Source organism: Streptomyces laurentii (assembly GCF_040635425.1).
In the GTDB taxonomy this organism is placed as follows: domain Bacteria; phylum Actinomycetota; class Actinomycetes; order Streptomycetales; family Streptomycetaceae; genus Streptomyces; species Streptomyces laurentii.
Map to the genome: position 1 here is coordinate 49,607 of NZ_JBEYHT010000010.1, position 16,975 is coordinate 66,581.

The 16,975-nt window shown below is 72.4% G+C and carries 14 protein-coding genes and 1 pseudogene; 7 read left to right on the forward strand and 8 right to left on the reverse strand.

Annotation, left to right across the window (positions count from 1 at the left end; genetic code table 11):
* Positions 1-36: 36 nt before the first annotated feature.
* From ABZ693_RS09140 to ABZ693_RS09155, 4 genes and pseudogenes are all read right to left on the reverse strand, one after another.
* A pseudogene (locus ABZ693_RS09140) lies at positions 37-702 on the reverse strand (hypothetical protein); the annotation flags it as partial.
* Positions 703-713: 11 nt separating this feature from the next.
* The gene (locus ABZ693_RS09145; protein WP_359875057.1) at positions 714-2,474 is read right to left on the reverse strand and encodes a phosphatidylglycerol lysyltransferase domain-containing protein; all 1,761 of its coding nucleotides are present in this window, start codon (positions 2,472-2,474) and stop codon (positions 714-716) included.
* 122 nt (positions 2,475-2,596) lie between these two features.
* Positions 2,597-3,745, reverse strand: a complete 1,149-nt coding sequence (locus tag ABZ693_RS09150; RefSeq protein WP_359875060.1) for a nicotinate-nucleotide--dimethylbenzimidazole phosphoribosyltransferase — start codon at positions 3,743-3,745, stop codon at positions 2,597-2,599.
* A 146-nt stretch (positions 3,746-3,891) separates the two neighbouring features.
* The gene (locus tag ABZ693_RS09155; protein ID WP_359875062.1) at positions 3,892-5,091 is read right to left on the reverse strand and encodes a bifunctional adenosylcobinamide kinase/adenosylcobinamide-phosphate guanylyltransferase; all 1,200 of its coding nucleotides are present in this window, start codon (positions 5,089-5,091) and stop codon (positions 3,892-3,894) included.
* A gap of 101 nt (positions 5,092-5,192) precedes the next feature.
* Between ABZ693_RS09155 and ABZ693_RS09160 the strand changes: the two genes are divergently transcribed.
* A complete protein-coding gene (locus tag ABZ693_RS09160; RefSeq protein WP_359875064.1) occupies positions 5,193-5,399 on the forward strand; it encodes a hypothetical protein in 207 nt (68 codons plus the stop codon).
* Positions 5,400-5,439: 40 nt separating this feature from the next.
* Here the strand turns inward: ABZ693_RS09160 and ABZ693_RS09165 are convergent, their stop codons facing one another.
* The 3 genes from ABZ693_RS09165 to ABZ693_RS09175 all read right to left on the reverse strand — a co-directional run bounded on the left by ABZ693_RS09165 (position 5,440) and on the right by ABZ693_RS09175 (position 8,036).
* Positions 5,440-6,513 (reverse strand): S1C family serine protease, encoded by a 1,074-nt coding sequence (locus ABZ693_RS09165; RefSeq protein ID WP_359875066.1) that lies wholly within the window; start codon positions 6,511-6,513, stop codon positions 5,440-5,442.
* Positions 6,514-6,630: 117 nt separating this feature from the next.
* Positions 6,631-7,377, reverse strand: a complete 747-nt coding sequence (locus tag ABZ693_RS09170) for a class I SAM-dependent methyltransferase (protein WP_435842377.1) — start codon at positions 7,375-7,377, stop codon at positions 6,631-6,633.
* 56 nt (positions 7,378-7,433) lie between these two features.
* Positions 7,434-8,036, reverse strand: coding sequence for a DUF3043 domain-containing protein (locus tag ABZ693_RS09175; protein ID WP_359875070.1), 603 nt, complete (start codon positions 8,034-8,036; stop codon positions 7,434-7,436).
* A 248-nt stretch (positions 8,037-8,284) separates the two neighbouring features.
* On the opposite strand from ABZ693_RS09175, the gene ABZ693_RS09180 reads away from it, so the two are divergent.
* The 5 genes from ABZ693_RS09180 to ABZ693_RS09200 all read left to right on the forward strand — a co-directional run bounded on the left by ABZ693_RS09180 (position 8,285) and on the right by ABZ693_RS09200 (position 14,944).
* On the forward strand, positions 8,285-9,091 hold the full coding sequence (locus ABZ693_RS09180) for a PspA/IM30 family protein (RefSeq protein WP_359875073.1): 807 nt from the start codon (positions 8,285-8,287) through the stop codon (positions 9,089-9,091).
* Positions 9,092-9,100: 9 nt separating this feature from the next.
* On the forward strand, positions 9,101-9,379 hold the full coding sequence (gene pspAA / locus ABZ693_RS09185) for a PspA-associated protein PspAA (protein ID WP_359875075.1): 279 nt from the start codon (positions 9,101-9,103) through the stop codon (positions 9,377-9,379).
* Positions 9,380-9,599: 220 nt separating this feature from the next.
* Positions 9,600-10,889, forward strand: coding sequence for a sensor histidine kinase (locus tag ABZ693_RS09190; RefSeq protein ID WP_359875077.1), 1,290 nt, complete (start codon positions 9,600-9,602; stop codon positions 10,887-10,889).
* A complete protein-coding gene (locus ABZ693_RS09195) occupies positions 10,886-11,638 on the forward strand; it encodes a response regulator (RefSeq protein ID WP_359875079.1) in 753 nt (250 codons plus the stop codon). Before ABZ693_RS09190 ends, ABZ693_RS09195 begins: the two co-directional genes overlap by 4 nt.
* A gap of 171 nt (positions 11,639-11,809) precedes the next feature.
* Positions 11,810-14,944 (forward strand): efflux RND transporter permease subunit, encoded by a 3,135-nt coding sequence (locus ABZ693_RS09200; protein ID WP_359875081.1) that lies wholly within the window; start codon positions 11,810-11,812, stop codon positions 14,942-14,944.
* Positions 14,945-15,055: 111 nt separating this feature from the next.
* Here the strand turns inward: ABZ693_RS09200 and nadA are convergent, their stop codons facing one another.
* The gene (gene nadA / locus ABZ693_RS09205) at positions 15,056-16,243 is read right to left on the reverse strand and encodes a quinolinate synthase NadA (protein ID WP_359875083.1); all 1,188 of its coding nucleotides are present in this window, start codon (positions 16,241-16,243) and stop codon (positions 15,056-15,058) included.
* A gap of 318 nt (positions 16,244-16,561) precedes the next feature.
* Between nadA and ABZ693_RS09210 the strand changes: the two genes are divergently transcribed.
* Complete coding sequence (locus tag ABZ693_RS09210; protein WP_018848827.1) at positions 16,562-16,918, forward strand: HesB/IscA family protein; 357 nt, start codon at positions 16,562-16,564, stop codon at positions 16,916-16,918.
* The last annotated feature ends 57 nt before the right edge of the window (positions 16,919-16,975 follow it).

Genomic DNA, 16,975 nt, shown 5'->3' on the forward strand with positions numbered 1-16,975 from the left:
TTTGTCGGCGGATCCGTCAGCGGCCCTGTCCACGGACCCGCCCCCGTTCCGCCGCCGGGCCCGCCACTCCTGGACCGCGACGACCGCGCCCACCGCCGCGAGCGCGGCGATGTGCTCCTTGCCGGCCAGGTTGTTCTTGACCAGCACCTCCACCACCATCGCCACGACCACGAGGATCGCCGTCCAGCGCGCCCGGCGGCGCCAGCACACGTACACCGCGAGCCCGACGACCGCCGCCGACGGGCCGGTGTCCACCACCTGCGCCTCGGTGGCGGGCAGCCCCAGCGGGGTGTCCGGCCCGAGCACCAGGGCGACCCGCGCGTACAGCGTGCCGGCCAGTGTCGCGGCGTACGCCAGGAACAGCGTCCGCCCCCGCCCCAGACAGATCTCGGCGATCCCGAACACCAGCAGGATCTGCGCCAGCGCGCCCCACACCGGCAGATCGAGCGCCGGTACGAAGAGGGACAGCGGGGTACGCAGCAGCGCGAGCCACAGTGGGTCCGCGGCCCGCACCGAGCCGAGGTCCTGGACCGGCTGGTAGCCCCAGTCCTGGTTCTGGACGACCTGGAGGACCGAGGTGAGCAGGACGGCGGTCAGGGTCAGGGGGATCGCCCGCCGGCGCCGTACGACCAGCGCCTCCCGTACGGTCGCGTAGAGCGGTCCCCACTCGCGGCGCGCGAACGCCCGCGCGGACGCCCGCATGGTCGAGCGGCTCACCGTCTGCCCTCCAGATGTCTGCGGTGCAGCCACTTGGGCAGCCCCGGGGCTTCCAGGAAGCCTTCGGCGCGGCCGGCGGCGAGGCCGATGCGCAGCAGGTCGGCACTCTTCTCGAAGAGCATGAAGCGGGGCTCCCAGATCGGTCGGTACTTGGCGTTGGCGCGGTACAGCGACTCGATCTGCCACCAGCGGGAGAAGAAGCTCAGCAGTGAACGCCACAGCCGCAGCACAGGCCCCGCACCGAGCTTCGAGCCACGTTCGAAGACGGATCTGAACATCGCGAAGTTGAGCGATACCTGAATGATTCCGATCTCCCGTGCCCGCTGCAGGAGTTCGATGACCATGAACTCCATCAGACCGTTCTCGGCGTCCCGGTCGCGGCGCATCAGATCGAGGGACAGTCCCTCCGGTCCCCACGGCACGAAGGACAGCAGCGCCCGCAGCTCGCCGCGCTCGTCGGTGCACTCCAGCATCACACAGCGGCCGTCCCGGGGATCGCCGAGCCGGCCGAGCGCCATCGAGAAGCCGCGCTCGGTCGCGCCGTCGCGCCAGTCGTCCGCCTTGCGCACGAGCGCGTCCATCTCGGCGGCCGGGATCTCCTCGTGCCGGCGGATCCGGACCTGGTAGCCGGCCCGCTTGACCCGGTTGAACGCCTGCCGCACGGTGCGCATGGCCCGCCCGTCGAGGGTGAACTCCGCGGTCTCCACGATCGCCTCGTCGCCCAGTTCGAGCGCGTCCAGGCCGTGCCGGGCGTAGATCGTGCCCGCCTCCTCGCTCGCGCCCATCACGGCCGGGATCCAGCCGTGCTCGCGCGCCTCGGCGAGCCACGGGTCGATGGCGCCGGGCCACGCCTCCGGGTCGCCGATCGGGTCGCCGGAGGCCAGCGACACCCCGCCGACCACCCGGTAGGCGATGGCGGCCTTGGCGCTGGGGGACCAGACGACGCTCTTCTCGCGGCGGGTCGCGAAGTAGCCGAGGGAGTCCCGGTCGCCGTGCCGTCCGAGCAGCGCCCGCAGCCGGTTCTCGTCCTCCTCGGTGAGCGGGTCGACCGCGCGGCGGGACCGGAAGGCGGCGAACAGCACCGCGATGAGCAGCAGCGTGGACATCACGTTGATGACCACGTCCACCCAGCCGGGGGGCGCGATGCCCGGGAAGCGGTCCTCGTCGGTGGCGAGGGTGATCAGGTGCATCACGCCGTACCGCCAGCGCTCCACAAAGGTCGAGGGGCCGGTGGCGTGGTTGGTGACGGTGACCAGGAACGCGGCGAGCAGCGAGGTGACCAGCAGCCCGCCCACCGCCACGACCGCCGCCAGCAGCGGGTTGGAGCGGTCGCCCTTCGCGTAGAACTCCCGGCGGCCGGCGAGCAGCGCGCCGAAGAAGCCCGCCGTCAGCGCGAGCGACACCCAGTTCTGGGCGTGCTCGCGGATCTCCGGGAAGAACATGACGAGCACGAAGAGCAGCAGGAACAGCCCGCACAGGACGAAGTTCAGGATCCACGCGGCCCGCTTGCGGCGCCGCATGGTGATCGCCAGGAAGAGGGTGAAGAAGCCGGAGGCGAAGCCGGCGGTGAGCATGTACGGGGTGAAGAAGTCGTGCTGGTTGTGCCGCCGCAGGTCCTGGCCGAACGACACCCAGACGGCGCTCAGGAAGTTGACGAAGGCGACGGCGCGCAGATACCAGACGGCGATCGCGGCTCCGCGCCGCGAGCGGACCGTGCTCCGGGCGGCTCCGGCGACGGGCAGGCGGACTTCTCCCATAAAACGCGATCATATGGGGCATCGCATGGTGTGACGGGTCGAGCACCGTTCGCGATCCACCCGCGTGGCGGTGCCCCCGTGCCGTCCGGCCGCCCGGCCGGGCCCGGTCTCGTGAAGGACGCTCAGCGCGCGTCGGCGGAAGCCCCGGTGCCGGTGGCAGCCCCGGTGTCGGCGGAAGCCTCGCTCGCCTCCGTGTTCCCGGCGCTCTCGCCGTCCTCCGTGCCGCCGGCGTCCGCCGTCTTCTCCGGCAGCTCCGCCGCCAGCGCGGCGGCGGCCCGGACCAGCGGCAGCGCGAGCAGCGCCCCGGCTCCCTCGCCCACCGTGACCCCGTGGTCGAGCAGCGGTTCGAGGGCCATCCGGTCCAGCGCCTTCGCCTGCGCCGGCTCGCCGCTGACCTGACCCGCCAGCCACCAGTCCGGCGCCCGGAACGCCGACCGCTGCGCCACCAGCGCGCACGCCGCGCCGACCACGCCGTCGAGCACGACCGGCATCCGGCGCACCGACGCCTGGAGCAGGAAGCCCGTCATCGCCGCCAGGTCCGCCCCGCCGACCGTCGAGAGCAGCGCCAGCTGGTCGCCGAGCACCGGCCGGGCCCGGCGCAGCGCGTCGCGGATCGCCGCGCACTTGCGCATCCAGGCCAGGTCGTCGATCCCGGCGCCGCCGCGGCCGGTCACCACCGAGGCGTCCGTCCCGCACAGCGCCGCGATCAGCGTCGACGCGGGGGTCGTGCCACCCACGCTGAGATCGCCGAGGACGACCAGGTCGGTGCCGGAGTCGGCCTCCTCGTCGGCGATCGCGATGCCGAGTTCGAGGGCGGCGAGCGCCTCCTCGGCCGTCAGCGCGTCCTCGATGTCGATCCGGCCCGAGCCGCGGCGTACCCGGTGCCGGGTGACCTCGGCCGGCAGCAGCCCGGGGTCGCAGTCCAGGCCCGCGTCCACGACCCGTACCGGCACCCGCTGCGCCCGCGCGAGGACCGCCACCGGGCTCGCGCCGTCGAGCACGGCGCGCACCAGCGTGTGCGCGCTGCCCGCGGCCCGCCCGGACACGTCCAGGGTGGCCACCCCGTGGTCGGCCGCGAACAGCACGACCTTCGGCTGCTCCACCGGTCGCACCGGCACCCGGCCCTGGGCCGCCGACAGCCACTCGCCCAGCTCGTCGAGGCGCCCGAGCGCCCCGGGGCGGACGCTCAGCCGCTCCCTGCGCTCCTCGGCGTCACGCCGGATTCCCCCGTCGGGACGCTGGATCAGATCGGAGAAGTCGTCGAGGTTCAAGGTTCGTTCCGCCTAGGGACGTCAATCGGTCGTGAATCGGTCGTGGGCTCGTACATCGATCGTCCGAACCCTACCCGGGCACCCCGCCCGGCCGCCGCTCACCGCCGTGCGTCGCGCCACCCGCCGGGCGGCGCGGACGCCCGTCGTCAGCGCAGCACCAGCGCCTGCCCCGCCACCACGAGCAGCACCTGCTCGCACGCGTCGGCGAAGGCCGCGTTCAGCCGCCCCAGCTCGTCCCGGAACCGCCGCCCCGACGCGGTCGCCGGGACCACGCCCGAGCCCACCTCGTTCGTCACCGCCACCACCGTGCGCCGGGTCTCCCGGACCGCCGCCACCAGCTCCTCGACCCGCTCGGCGAGCGCCTGCCGCCCGTCGTTCTCCCAGGTCGCGTCGTCCCAGGCGCCGGCCCGGTCCATGGCGTCCGTCAGCCACAGCGACAGACAGTCGATCAGCAGCGCCGGGCCGTCCGCCGCCAGCAGCGGGACCAGGTCGGTGGTCTCCTCCGTACGCCAGGACGCAGGCCGCCGTTCCCGGTGCAGGCCCACCCGCTGCGCCCACTCCGCGTCGCCCGCGCGGGTGCCGCCGGTCGCCACGTACACGACCTCGGGGAAGGTCTCCAGGCGCCGTTCCGCCTCCACCGACTTGCCCGACCGGGCCCCGCCCGTCACCAGCGTGCGGCGCGGGACGTCCGGTACGGCGTGGTACTCGCCCACGTACAGGGTCGTCCCGTCCGGCACCGCCCGCGCGCCCGCCGCCGCGAGCCGCCGGTCCAGCTCGGGACCGGCCGGCGCGTCGTGGTCCAGGTGCACGGCGATCACGTCGGTGCTCGCCGCCACCGCGCCGGTGGCCCGCAGCCGGGCCAGCGCGTCCGGGCGGCCCGTCACGTCCGCCACCACCATGTCGTACGGCACCCGGTGGTCGTCCGGAAGGCCGGCGGGCGCCCCGCCGCGCGGCAGGTACAGCAGCCGCTCGCCCTCCGCGGAGACCACCTCGTACCCGGTGCCCGGGGCGTCCATCGGCACCGCCCGCACCCGGTGGCCGCTGATCAGCGTCAGCTCCCGCCCGTCGGGTACCCGGCCGGCCGTCGGCAGTCCGGCCGGCATCTCCACGGCCGGGCCGTCGTGCGGCCGCGTCAACAGCACTTGCCGTACGCCCACGAGCGAGTGGCCCGCGCGGGCGGCGGCCAGCGCGGCCCCCGGGGTCAGGTCGAGCAGCAGCGCCCCGTCCACCAGGAGCGAGGTCGAGGCCCGCGCCGCCGGTCCCCGGGACAGCGCGCACACGGCGCAGGGGCAGTCGGGGCGGGGGAGTCCGAGGGGCGCGCCGGTGCCGAGCAGAGTCAGTTCCACGATCGGATTTTCCCGTGCTGCCGCGAGCCGTGCGCGCCCGGCTACGCTGCGGGCAGCAAACCGATCATCCGGTGAGCGCCGGCAAACCCCAGGAGGCGGACATGGCATGGACGTGGCGGTTCGAGAAGTCCGACGGCAGCGAGGTCGCCCCGTCGGTGACCCCCGAGGAGTTCACCACCCAGGGCGACGCGGAGTCCTGGCTCGGTGAGTACTGGCGCGATCTGCTCGACGGCGGGGCGGACCAGGCGACCCTCGCGGAGGACGGCACGACGGTCTACGGCCCGATGCCGCTGAACGCCGAGGGCTGAGACCGGCCCCCAGGGGCCGTGGAGCCGGGAAGCCCGCGGGTCACATCTCGCCCAGCGTGACCTGTACCCGCTCCTGCTTCGTCCCCCGGGTGAACGCCACGGTCACCTTGTCGCCCGGCTGGTGTGCCGCCAGCGCTTCGGCGAGCGAGGTGATCGTGGTGACCGGGGTGGTGCCGACCTTGGTGATCACGTCCCCGGCCCGCATCCCCGCGTCCGCGGCGGCCCCGCCGGGGGTGGCCTGGACGATCGCGACCCCGTTGGGCTCGTAGTCGTCGCCGAGCACCGTACGGCCGGTGATGTTGAGCGCGGCCCGGCCCGAGTCGGTCACCCGGCCGTGCTGGATGATCTGGCCGGCCACCGTCCGCACCATCGACGCGGGGATCGCGAACCCGATGCCCGGCGCCGAGCCGCCGCCGAGGGCCGGGTCCACCGCCGCGAGCGTCGGGATGCCGATGACCTCGCTGTTCAGGTTCACCAGGGCGCCGCCGCTGTTGCCCGGGTTGATTGCGGCGGAGGTCTGCACCATGTTGGCGATCGTGGCCCCGGTCCCGCCGCCCGCGCCGCCCTCGCTGACCGTGCGGCCGGTCGCCGAGACGATGCCCTGGGTGACGCTGCCGGACAGCCCGAGCGGCGAGCCCATCGCCAGCACGATCTGGCCCATGTCGACCTTCGACGAGTCGCCGAACGTCGCCGCCCGCACCCCCTGCGGCACGGTGTCCAGCCTGATCACCGCGAGATCCTGCTCCGGATACGACGAGACCAGCCGCGCCGTCACCGTCTCGCCGCCCGTCGCCGCCGACACCTTGAACGTCTTGTCCTGGCCGATGACGTGCGCGTTCGTGACGACATGCCCCTGCACGTCGTAGACGACCCCGGAGCCCAGGCTCTGCGAGGCCTCGATCTGGACGACGGACGGCAGGACGTTCCGGATCACCCGCTGGTAGTCGTCCTGGAGCTGGTTCGAGACGAGCGGCGAGGCGGCCAGCGGCGAGGACGCCCGGGGCGGGACGGCCGGGGAGGAGTGCGCGGCGCGGGGGACGAGGCCGCCCGTACAGCCACCGGTCAGAGCGACGGCACCGGCCACGGCGACGAGGGAGCGCGGGAGACGTCTCATGCCCCGAGTCTGGTCGCCGCCGTGCCGCCGTGCCTCGGCGGAGTCGCCCGATCGGGTGCGTGTTCCGGCGGGGCGCCACTCACCGCCGAAGCGAGGACGGTGCGGGGAAGGGGCGGGTCAGCCCCGGACGCCGCAGAGGTGCAGCAGTCCCGCGACCCGGCGGTACGGGTCGATCCGGCCGGCCCGGTCCTCGGCGGCGAGCAGCCGCTCCAGCTCGTCCGCCGCCGGCAGGCCCAGATCGCCCGGGAGGCCGTCGGTGAAGACCCGTACCCCGTACCAGGCGTGCAGCGGGGCCGCGATCCCGGCCAGGGTCGCGGTGAGGGTGTCGAGCCGGTCGGCCCGTCCCTTGACCCCGGCGTGGTCGGTGTACTCGTCCGAGTCGAAGGCGGCGAGCGCCCCGGCCCACTCCCCGGCGAGGCCCGGCCCCATGGCCAGCGCCTCCGCGTTCCGCACCACCAGGGAGAGCAGCCCGCCGGGGGCCAGCATCCGGGCCAGGCCGGCGAGCAGGGCGTCGGGCTCGTCGTCGTACATCAGCACGCCGTGGCACAGCACGACGTCGAAACTGCCGGGCAGGAAGTGGACCCCGGTCTCGCGGCCGTCGCCGTGGATCAGCCGGACCCGCTCGCGGATGCCGGCCGGTTCGGTCGCCAGCGACTCGCGGGCGGCCTGCAGCAGCGCGGGATCGGGCTCCAGGCCGGTCACGGTGTGCCCGGCCCGGGCGAGCCGCAGGGCCCGGGAGCCCTGGCCCATGCCCGCGTCGAGGATCCGCAGCCGCTGCCCCACGGGATAGCGGGCGGCTATCTGCTCGTCGAGCTGCCGCGCCACCAGCTCCTGGCGGACGGTGACGCGCAGCCCGCCGGGCACGGCAGGTCCGTGACCGACGACGGGCAGCACCTCACCCGGCCCCGTGAGCTCCGCGCTCAGGGTCGCTCTCCGCGCTTGACCTGCGGCTTCGGCAGTCGCAGTCGGCGCATCTGGAGCGAACGCATCAGCGCGTACGGGATCGCGCCGCGCTTCGGCTCGTTCGGGAAGCGCGTGTTCAGCTGCTTGCGCAGACGGATCCAGGTGCCGATCGAGTCGAGCACGATCAGCACGATCAGCACGCCCCACAGGAGCAGCGCGATGTCCTGGAGCCGCGGGACGCGGTTGCCGAAGAGCGACAGCACCAGGATGACCACGGCCACCGGCAGGAAGAACTCGGCGACCGCGAACCGCGAGTCGACGAAGTCACGGGCGAAGCGCCGCACCGGACCCTTGTCACGGGCCGGCAGGAAGCGCTCGTCGCCGCTGTTCAGCGCCTCGCGCTGACGGACGAGGTCCGCGCGGCGGGCCTCGCGCTGGCGCTTGGCGGCCTCCTTGCGGTCCATCGGCGCGGACTGCGCGCGGCGCCGCTGGGTCTGCGCCTCGCTCCGCTTGGGAGTCGGGCGGCCCTTGGGGGCCTCGGGGTCACGGGGATTCTTGGAGAGGTCCGCCGTCACCTGCTGGGCGGAGGCCTTCTCATCCTTCGAACGGCTACGGAACACAACGCCAAGGGTACGTGGTGCGGGGTGTACGACCCAGCGCGGGCGGGAACGATCCGCTAACGGACGGCGTCCCTGCCCTTGAGAACAGGGATCCACTACTCCCTGGGCGGGAGGCCGCACGGCGCGCACTCGTCCTTGGGGAGGAGCACATCGGGTCCCGAACAGTGCGGTAATGGAGACATGAACCGTAGTGTGGTTCATGTTGGAGTGCTGGAGCCCAGTCCGTCAGAAGGGGGCGCGCGAAGCCCATGAGCGGTGTCATGAAGCGTATGGGGATGATCTTCCGCGCGAAGGCAAACAAGGCCCTCGACCGGGCCGAGGATCCGCGCGAGACCCTCGATTACTCCTATCAGAAGCAGCTGGAGCTGCTGCAGAAGGTGCGCCGGGGTGTCGCCGACGTGGCGACGTCCCGTAAGCGCCTGGAGCTGCAGCTGAACCAGCTCCAGGGCCAGTCCGCCAAGCTGGAGGACCAGGGCCGCAAGGCGCTGGCGCTCGGCCGCGAGGACCTGGCCCGCGAGGCGCTGTCCCGCAGGTCCGCCCTGCAGCAGCAGGTCAGCGACCTGGAGGTGCAGCACCAGACCCTCCAGGGCGAGGAGGAGAAGCTGACGCTCGCGGCGCAGCGCCTCCAGGCCAAGGTCGACGCCTTCCGTACGAAGAAGGAGACGATCAAGGCCACGTACACGGCGGCCCAGGCGCAGACCCGGATCGCCGAGTCGTTCTCCGGCATCTCGGAGGAGATGAGCGATGTCGGCCTGGCGATCCAGCGGGCCGAGGACAAGACCGCGCAGCTCCAGGCGCGGGCCGGCGCGATCGACGAGCTGCTCGCCTCCGGCGCGCTCGACGACCAGTCGGGGCTCGCCAAGGACGACCTCCAGGCGGAGCTGGACCGGCTGTCCGGCGGCAACGACGTGGAGCTGGAGCTCCAGCGGATGAAGGCCGAGCTGGCCGGCGGTCCGTCGGCGCAGCAGCAGGCCATCGAAGGCGGTTCCGGCACCACCGGCCAGAACCAGCAGAACCCGTCGCAGAACCAGTCCCACCCGCGCTACGAGAAGTAGGACGTCGTCGTGATCGTACGGATCATGGGGGAGGGCCAGTGGAAGCTGGCCGACAGTCATTTCGCCGAGCTCAACGCGCTCGACGACGAGCTTCTGGCCGAGACCGAGGCAGGTGACGAGCCTGGCTTCCGCCGGACCCTCGGCGCCCTCCTCGACGCGGTCCGCAGGCTCGGCGAGCCGCTCCCGGACGATGCCCTGGAGCCCTCCGAGCTGATCCTGCCGTCACCGGACGCGAGCCTCGACGAGGTCCGCGCCATGCTCTCCGACGGCGGGCTCATCCCGGGCTGACCCCGGACCGTCCGCCCGGCCGCCCCGTCACCCGGGGCTCCGGCGGACGCCGCCCGTGCCCGTACGCGATCCCGCGCGCCCCACTCCACGCACGCGTGCCCCGCTCCGCCCCGGAGCCGGGGCACGCGTGCGTTCCGGGCCCGGTCCTCCCGGTCACGGCTCCGGCCCGCGATCCGACGGACGGTCCCGAGGCTCCCGCCGGAACCCGTACGGTGGCCGGATGAGCACCGACGGCGCCTTGTTCCCCCGGGTCCGGCAGCGGCTGCGGGCGCATCCGCTCGCCTTCGACACGGGGCTCGCCGTCCTCGTCTTCTGCTGCATGCTCGCCGCGTCCTTCACCGACCCGCACGGCGGCCCCGACGGCGGGGCCTCCTTCGGGGACCGGGTGCCCAGTACGTTCGGGATCGTGTTCATGCTGGCCGGGGCCGCCACCCTGGTGCTGCGGCGGAACCGGCCCATCGAGGTGCTGGGCGCCACGACCGCCGTCTCGCTGGTCGACCTGATCGGCGACACCCGCCCGGCGCCGGTCATCATGGGCGCCGTCATCGCGCTGTACACCGTCGCCTCCCGCACCGACCGGCCCACCACCTGGCGCCTCGGGCTCGTCACCATGACCGTGCTGACCGGCGGCGCGATGTTCTTCGGCCCCAACCCCTGGTACGCGCAGGAGAACCTCGGCATCTTCGCCTGGACCGGCATGGCCGCGGCGGCCGGCGACGCGGTCCGCAGCCGCCGGGCGTTCGTGGACGCCATCCGGGAGCGGGCCGAGCGCGCCGAGCGCACCCGCGAGGAGGAGGCCCGGCGCCGGGTCGCCGAGGAGCGGCTGCGCATCGCCCGCGATCTGCACGACGTGGTCGCCCACCACATCGCGCTGGTCAACGTGCAGGCCGGGGTCGCCGCGCACGTCATGGACAAGCGTCCCGACCAGGCCAAGGAGGCTCTCGCGCACGTCCGCGCCGCCTCCCGCTCGGCCCTCGACGAGCTGCGTGCCACGGTCGGGCTGCTGCGCCAGTCCGGCGACCCGGAGGCGCCGACCGAGCCGGTGTCCGGCCTCGCCGTCCTCGACGACCTGCTGGCCACCTTCCGCAACGCCGGCCTGCCGGTCGACGTCACCCGCACCGACGGCGGCGCCCCGCTGCCGTCGGCCGTCGACCTCGCCGCGTACCGGATCATCCAGGAGGCGCTGACCAACGTCCGCAAGCACGCCGGACAGGGCGCCCGCGCCGAGGTGAGCGTGCTCAGGGTCGGCCGTACGGTCGAGATCACCGTCCTCGACGACGGCACCGCCCCGCAGCCGGACCCGGCGAACCCGGTGAATCCGGCGGCCTCGGCGGCCCCGGTGGACCCCGTCGCGGACGGCGGCGGGCACGGTCTGGTCGGGATGCGGGAGCGGGTGACCGCCCTCGGCGGCGCGCTCACCGCCGCCCCCCGCTACGGGGGCGGCTTCCGGGTGCAGGCGATACTTCCCGTGTCCGGCGACCGCCGTACGGGGGAGGACGAACGCGCATGACCGAGACCCGGCACGAGATCCCGCCAGGAAGCGAGACGGACACGGAACCGGAGGCCGCGCGTCCCATCCGGGTGCTGCTCGCCGACGACCAGGCCCTGCTGCGCAGCGCCTTCCGCGTCCTGGTCGACTCCGAGCCCGACATGGAGGTCGTCGCCGAGGCCGCCGACGGGGCCGAGGCCGTGGCACGGGCCCGCGCCATCCGCCCCGACGTCGTGCTGATGGACATCCGGATGCCGGGTACGGACGGTCTCACCGCCACCCGTCTGATCACCGACGACCCCGAGCTGTGTGCCGTACGGATCGTCATGCTGACCACCTTCGAGGTCGACGAGTACGTGGTGCGCTCGCTGCGCGCCGGCGCCTCGGGCTTCCTCGGCAAGGGCGCCGAACCGGAGGAGCTGCTCGACGCCATCCGGATCGCGCACGCCGGCGAGGCGCTCCTCTCCCCGGCCGCCACCAAGGGCCTGATCACCCGTTTCCTCGCCCAGGGCGGCGGCGCCGACCCGGCGGACGGCGAGCGCCCCGGCTACGCCGAACGCCTCGGGGCGCTGACCGCGCGCGAGCGGGAGGTGCTGGTCCTGGTGGCGGGCGGCCGCTCCAACGACGAGATCGCCGGGCTGCTCGACGTCAGCCCGCTCACCGTGAAGACGCACGTGAACCGGACCATGGGCAAACTGGGCGCCCGCGACCGGGCGCAACTGGTCGTCACCGCGTACGAGTCGGGCCTCGTCCGCCCGAGGAGGGAGTAGGGCGCGGACCGGGCGTACTCCAGACGCGGTACACGCGGCGGGCGAATCCGGGACCGGGGGCCGAGGAAACCACCGGTATGAAGGGCTGATGGTATAGATGCGCACTCGTCGGCCCGCCGCGGCCCGGACGGGTGATCCGCACGCCGAGTACGCCACCAGAAGAGAGTCCCCATGTCCTGGCTGTCCAGATTCAGCCTCGCGCAACGGGCCCTGATAGGGCTGATGTCCCTGATCGCCTTGCTCTTCGGAGCGATCGCGATCCCGCAGCTGAAGCAACAGCTGCTCCCGTCCATCGAGCTTCCGATGGTCTCGATCATCGCCCCCTACCAGGGCGCGTCGCCGGACGTGGTCGAGAAGCAGGTCGTCGAGCCGCTGGAGAACAGCCTCAAGGCCGTCGAGGGCATTTCCAGCGTCACCTCCACCGCCTCCGAGGGCAGCGCCGTCATCATGGCGGGCTTCGACTACGGGAACGTGGGGACCCAGCAGCTCGTCGCCGATGTCCAGCAGGCCGTCAACCGGGCCCGGAACACGCTGCCGGACACGGTCGACCCGCAGGTGATCGCCGGTTCCACCGACGACATCCCGACGGTCGTGCTCGCGGTCACCTCCGACAAGGACCAGCAGGCGCTGGCCGACCAGCTGGAGAAGACCGTCGTCCCCGCCCTGGAGGACATCGACGGCGTCGCCCAGGTCAGCGTCGACGGCGTCCAGGACCTCCAGGTCTCCGTCACGCCCGACGACCGCAAGCTCGCGGGCGCCGGCCTGACGCCGGTGAAGCTCGCCGAGGCGCTGCGCAACGGCGGCGGCACCATGCCCGCCGGCGCCTTCGCCGAGGACGGCAAGAGCCGGACCGTCCAGGTCGGCGGCGGCTACACCTCGCTGCGGCAGATCGAGGACCTGCGGATCAAGCCCGAGAAGGGCAAGGCGGTCCGCCTCGGCGACGTCGCCACCGTGAAGCAGGAGGAGTCGAGCCGGGTCTCCCTGACCCGTACCAACGGCCGGCCCAGCCTCGCCGTCATGGCCACCATGGACAAGGACGGCAGCGCCGTCGCCATCTCCGACGCCGTCCAGGACAAGCTCCCCGACCTGCGCCGCGACCTCGGCAAGGGCACCGAGCTGACGGTCGTCTCCGACCAGGGCCCGGCCGTCGCCAAGTCGATCTCCGGCCTCACCACCGAGGGCGCGCTCGGCCTGGTCATGGCCGTCCTCGTCATCCTGGTCTTCCTCGCCTCGCTGCGCTCCACCCTGGTCACCGCGGTCTCCATCCCGCTGTCGGTCGTCCTCGCCCTGATCGTGCTGTGGACCCGTGACCTGTCGCTCAACATGCTCACGCTGGGCGCCCTGACCATCGCCATCGGCCGCGTCGTCGACGACTCGATCGTGGTCCTGGAGAACATCAAGCGGCACCTCGGCTACGGCGAGGAGCGGCAGACCGCGATCATCACCGCGGTCAAGGAGGTCGCCGGCGCGGTCACCTCCTCGACCCTCACCACCGTCGCCGTCTTCCTGCCGATCGGCCTGGTCGGCGGCATGATCGGCGAGCTGTTCGGCTCGTTCAGCCTCACCGTCACCGTCGCGCTGCTCGCCTCGCTGCTGGTGTCGCTGACGGTCGTGCCGGTCCTCTCGTTCTGGTTCCTGCGCGCCCCCAAGGGCACCTCGGACGACCCGGAGCGGGCCCGCCGCGAGGCCGAGGAGAAGGAGGCCAAGAGCCGTCTGCAGCGCGCGTACGTGCGGGTGCTGGGCTTCGCCACCCGGCGCCGGCTCACCAGCCTCGGCATCGCCCTGGTGGTCCTCGTCGTCACCTTCGGCATGGGCGGTCTGCTGAAGACCAACTTCTTCGACCAGGGCGAGCAGGACGTCCTGTCCATCAAGCAGAAGCTCGCGCCGGGCACCAGCCTCGCCGCCTCCGACGAGGCCGCGAAGAAGGTCGAGAAGGTCCTCGCCGGCGCCAAGGGCGTCAAGGACTACCAGGTCACCGTCGGTTCCTCCGGCTTCATGGCGGCCTTCGGCGGCGGCACCGGCTCCAACCAGGCGTCGTACCAGCTGACCCTGGAGGACTCCGCCTCGTCCGAGAAGATCGCCGACGACCTGCACAAGGAGCTCGCCACGCTCGACGGCATCGGCGAGACCACCGTCTCCGCGGGCGGCGGCTTCGGCAGCCAGGACCTGAGCGTCGTCGTCAAGGCCTCCGACCCGGCGCTGCTCAAGAAGGCGTCCGAGCAGGTCAAGGAGGCGGTCGGGACCCTGAAGAACGTCACCGACGTACGCAGCGACCTGTCCACCTCGGTGCCGCGGGTCTCGGTGAAGGCCACCGCCAAGGCCGCCGACGCCGGCTTCGACAACACCAGCCTCGGCATGATCGTCGCCCAGGCGGTGCACGGCACCCCGGCCGCCAAGGCCGTTCTCGACGACACCGAGCGGGACGTCCTGATCACCTCGGCGCACCCGGCCACCACCCTGGCCGAGCTGAAGGCGCTGCCGCTCGGCCCGGTGAAGCTGGGCGACATCGCGGACGTGAAGCTGGTGCCCGGCCCGGTCTCGCTGGCCCGGATCGACGGCGCCCGCACCGCGACCGTGACCGCCAAGCCGACCACGGACGACACCGGCGCGATCAGCCTCGACCTGCAGAAGAAGCTCGACGCGCTGGACCTGCCCGAGGGCGCCACCGTCTCCATCGGCGGTGTCTCCGAGGACCAGTCCGACGCGATGGTCAAGATGCTCCTCGCGATGCTCGCGGCCGTGGCGATCGTCTTCATGCTGCTCGTCGCGACGTTCCGGTCGCTGATCCAGCCGCTGATCCTGCTGGTCTCCATCCCGTTCGCGGCGACCGGCGCGATCGGCCTCCTGGTGATCACCGGCACCGCGATGGGCGTCCCGGCGATGATCGGCATGCTGATGCTGATCGGCATCGTGGTCACCAACGCGATCGTCCTGATCGACCTGATCAACCAGTACCGGGCCCAGGGCATGGGCGTCATCGAGGCCGTGATCGAGGGTGGCCGGCACCGGCTGCGCCCGATCCTCATGACGGCCCTCGCGACGATCTTCGCGCTGATCCCGATGGCGCTCGGCATCACCGGCGAGGGCGGCTTCATCGCCCAGCCGCTGGCCGTGGTCGTGATCGGCGGTCTGGTGACGTCGACGCTGCTCACGCTGCTGCTCGTGCCGACGCTCTACGCGATGGTGGAGCTCCGCAAGGAGCGCCGCGCGAAGAAGAAGGCCGACAAGCGGGCGAAGAAGGCGGGCGGCGACGGCGGTGACGGCACTCCGGTGCCGCCGCAGGCCAAGGAGCCGGCCGCGGTCTGATCCGCGGGCCCGTAGCCCTGTACGGATCCGCCCGTACGCGAACGAAGGAGCGCCCCGCGATCACGCGGGGCGCTCCTGGCGTATCCGGGTGGGACCGGATCGGGCGAACCGTTACGGCAGCGCCAGCATCCGCTCCAGGGCGAGCTTGGCGAAGTGCTCGGTCTCCTGGTCGACCTGGATCCGGTTGACCAGGTTGCCCTCGGCCAGCGACTCCAGCGTCCACACCAGGTGGGGCAGGTCGATGCGGTTCATGGTCGAGCAGAAGCAGACCGTCTTGTCGAGGAAGACGATCTCCTTGCCCTCGGGGGCGAATCGATTCGCCAGGCGCCGGACCAGGTTCAGCTCGGTGCCGATGGCCCACTTCGAGCCGGCCGGGGCCGCCTCCAGGGCCTTGATGATGTACTCCGTCGAGCCCACGTAGTCGGCCGCGGCGACGACCTCGTGCTTGCACTCGGGGTGCACCAGCACGTTGACGCCCGGTATCCGCTCGCGGACGTCGTTCACCGAGTCCAGGCTGAAGCGGCCGTGCACCGAGCAGTGGCCGCGCCACAGGATCATCTTCGCGGCGCGCAGCTCCTCGGCGGTCAGCCCGCCGTTCGGCTTGTGCGGGTTGTAGACCACGCAGTCGTCCAGGGACATGCCCAGGTCGCGCACGGCGGTGTTGCGGCCCAGGTGCTGGTCCGGCAGGAACAGCACCTTCTCGCCCTGCTCGAAGGCCCAGTCCAGGGCCTTCTTCGCGTTCGACGAGGTACAGATGGTGCCGCCGTGCCGGCCGGTGAAGGCCTTGATGTCGGCGGAGGAGTTCATGTACGAGACGGGCACGACCGTGTCGGCGACACCCGCCTCGGTCAGCACGTCCCAGCACTCGGCGACCTGCTCGGCGGTGGCCATGTCGGCCATCGAGCAGCCGGCCGCCAGGTCCGGCAGCACGACCTTCTGGTCGTCGCCGGTCAGGATGTCCGCCGACTCGGCCATGAAGTGCACACCGCAGAAGACGATGTACTCGGCCTCCGGGCGGGCCGCGGCGTCCCGCGCGAGCTTGAAGGAGTCGCCGGTGACATCGGCGAACTGGATGACCTCGTCGCGCTGGTAGTGGTGGCCGAGAACGAAGACCTTGTCTCCGAGCTTCTCCTTGGCCGCGCGGGCGCGCTCCACCAGATCCGGATCGGAGGGCGCGGGCAGGTCGCCGGGACACTCCACGCCGCGCTCGCTCTTCGGATCGGCCTCACGACCGAGCAGGAGCAGGGCGAGCGGCGTCGGCTGGACGTCCAGGGGCTGGGCGGTGGTCACGTCACGCACCCTTTCTACAGGTTGCCTGTCACACTTTTCGTCTAAATGACGCTATCTATCATATCCGGTTCGCGTCACTTTGACGATGGCCATCGTGTCGATGTGACGTATTCGCCCCTCGGTCCGGCGGTCCTCGTGCGCGCGGTCGCGCACGCCGTTCGTCCTCCGCTCCGTCCTCCGCTCCGCCGTCCGTGTAAGCCCGGACCGCCTCCGGGCGCGGTGTGCGAGCATGAAAGGGAAAGACACGCCTCGGCCCGGAATGAATCCGCGGCCCCGTCGGTTGCACCGTCGGCAAGCAGTCTCCGTACCAACCCGGGAGCTAAGCAGATGTCCGTATCGGACGAGAAGACCACGGTCAGCGACGGCATCCTCCTGTCCGACGCCGCCGCGGCCAAGGTCAAGGCCCTCCTCGACCAGGAAGGCCGTGACGACCTGGCCCTGCGCGTCGCCGTTCAGCCCGGTGGCTGCTCCGGCCTGCGCTACCAGCTGTTCTTCGACGAGCGTTCGCTCGACGGCGACGTCGTCAAGGACTTCGACGGCGTCAAGGTCGTCACCGACCGCATGAGCGCCCCGTACCTGGGCGGCGCCTCGATCGACTTCGTCGACACCATCGAGAAGCAGGGCTTCACGATCGACAACCCGAACGCCACGGGTTCCTGCGCCTGCGGCGACAGCTTCAGCTAAGCCGTAGCGGCGTAGCGCACAGCGCGTACGAGAAGGGCGGCACTCCGGTTCTCCGGG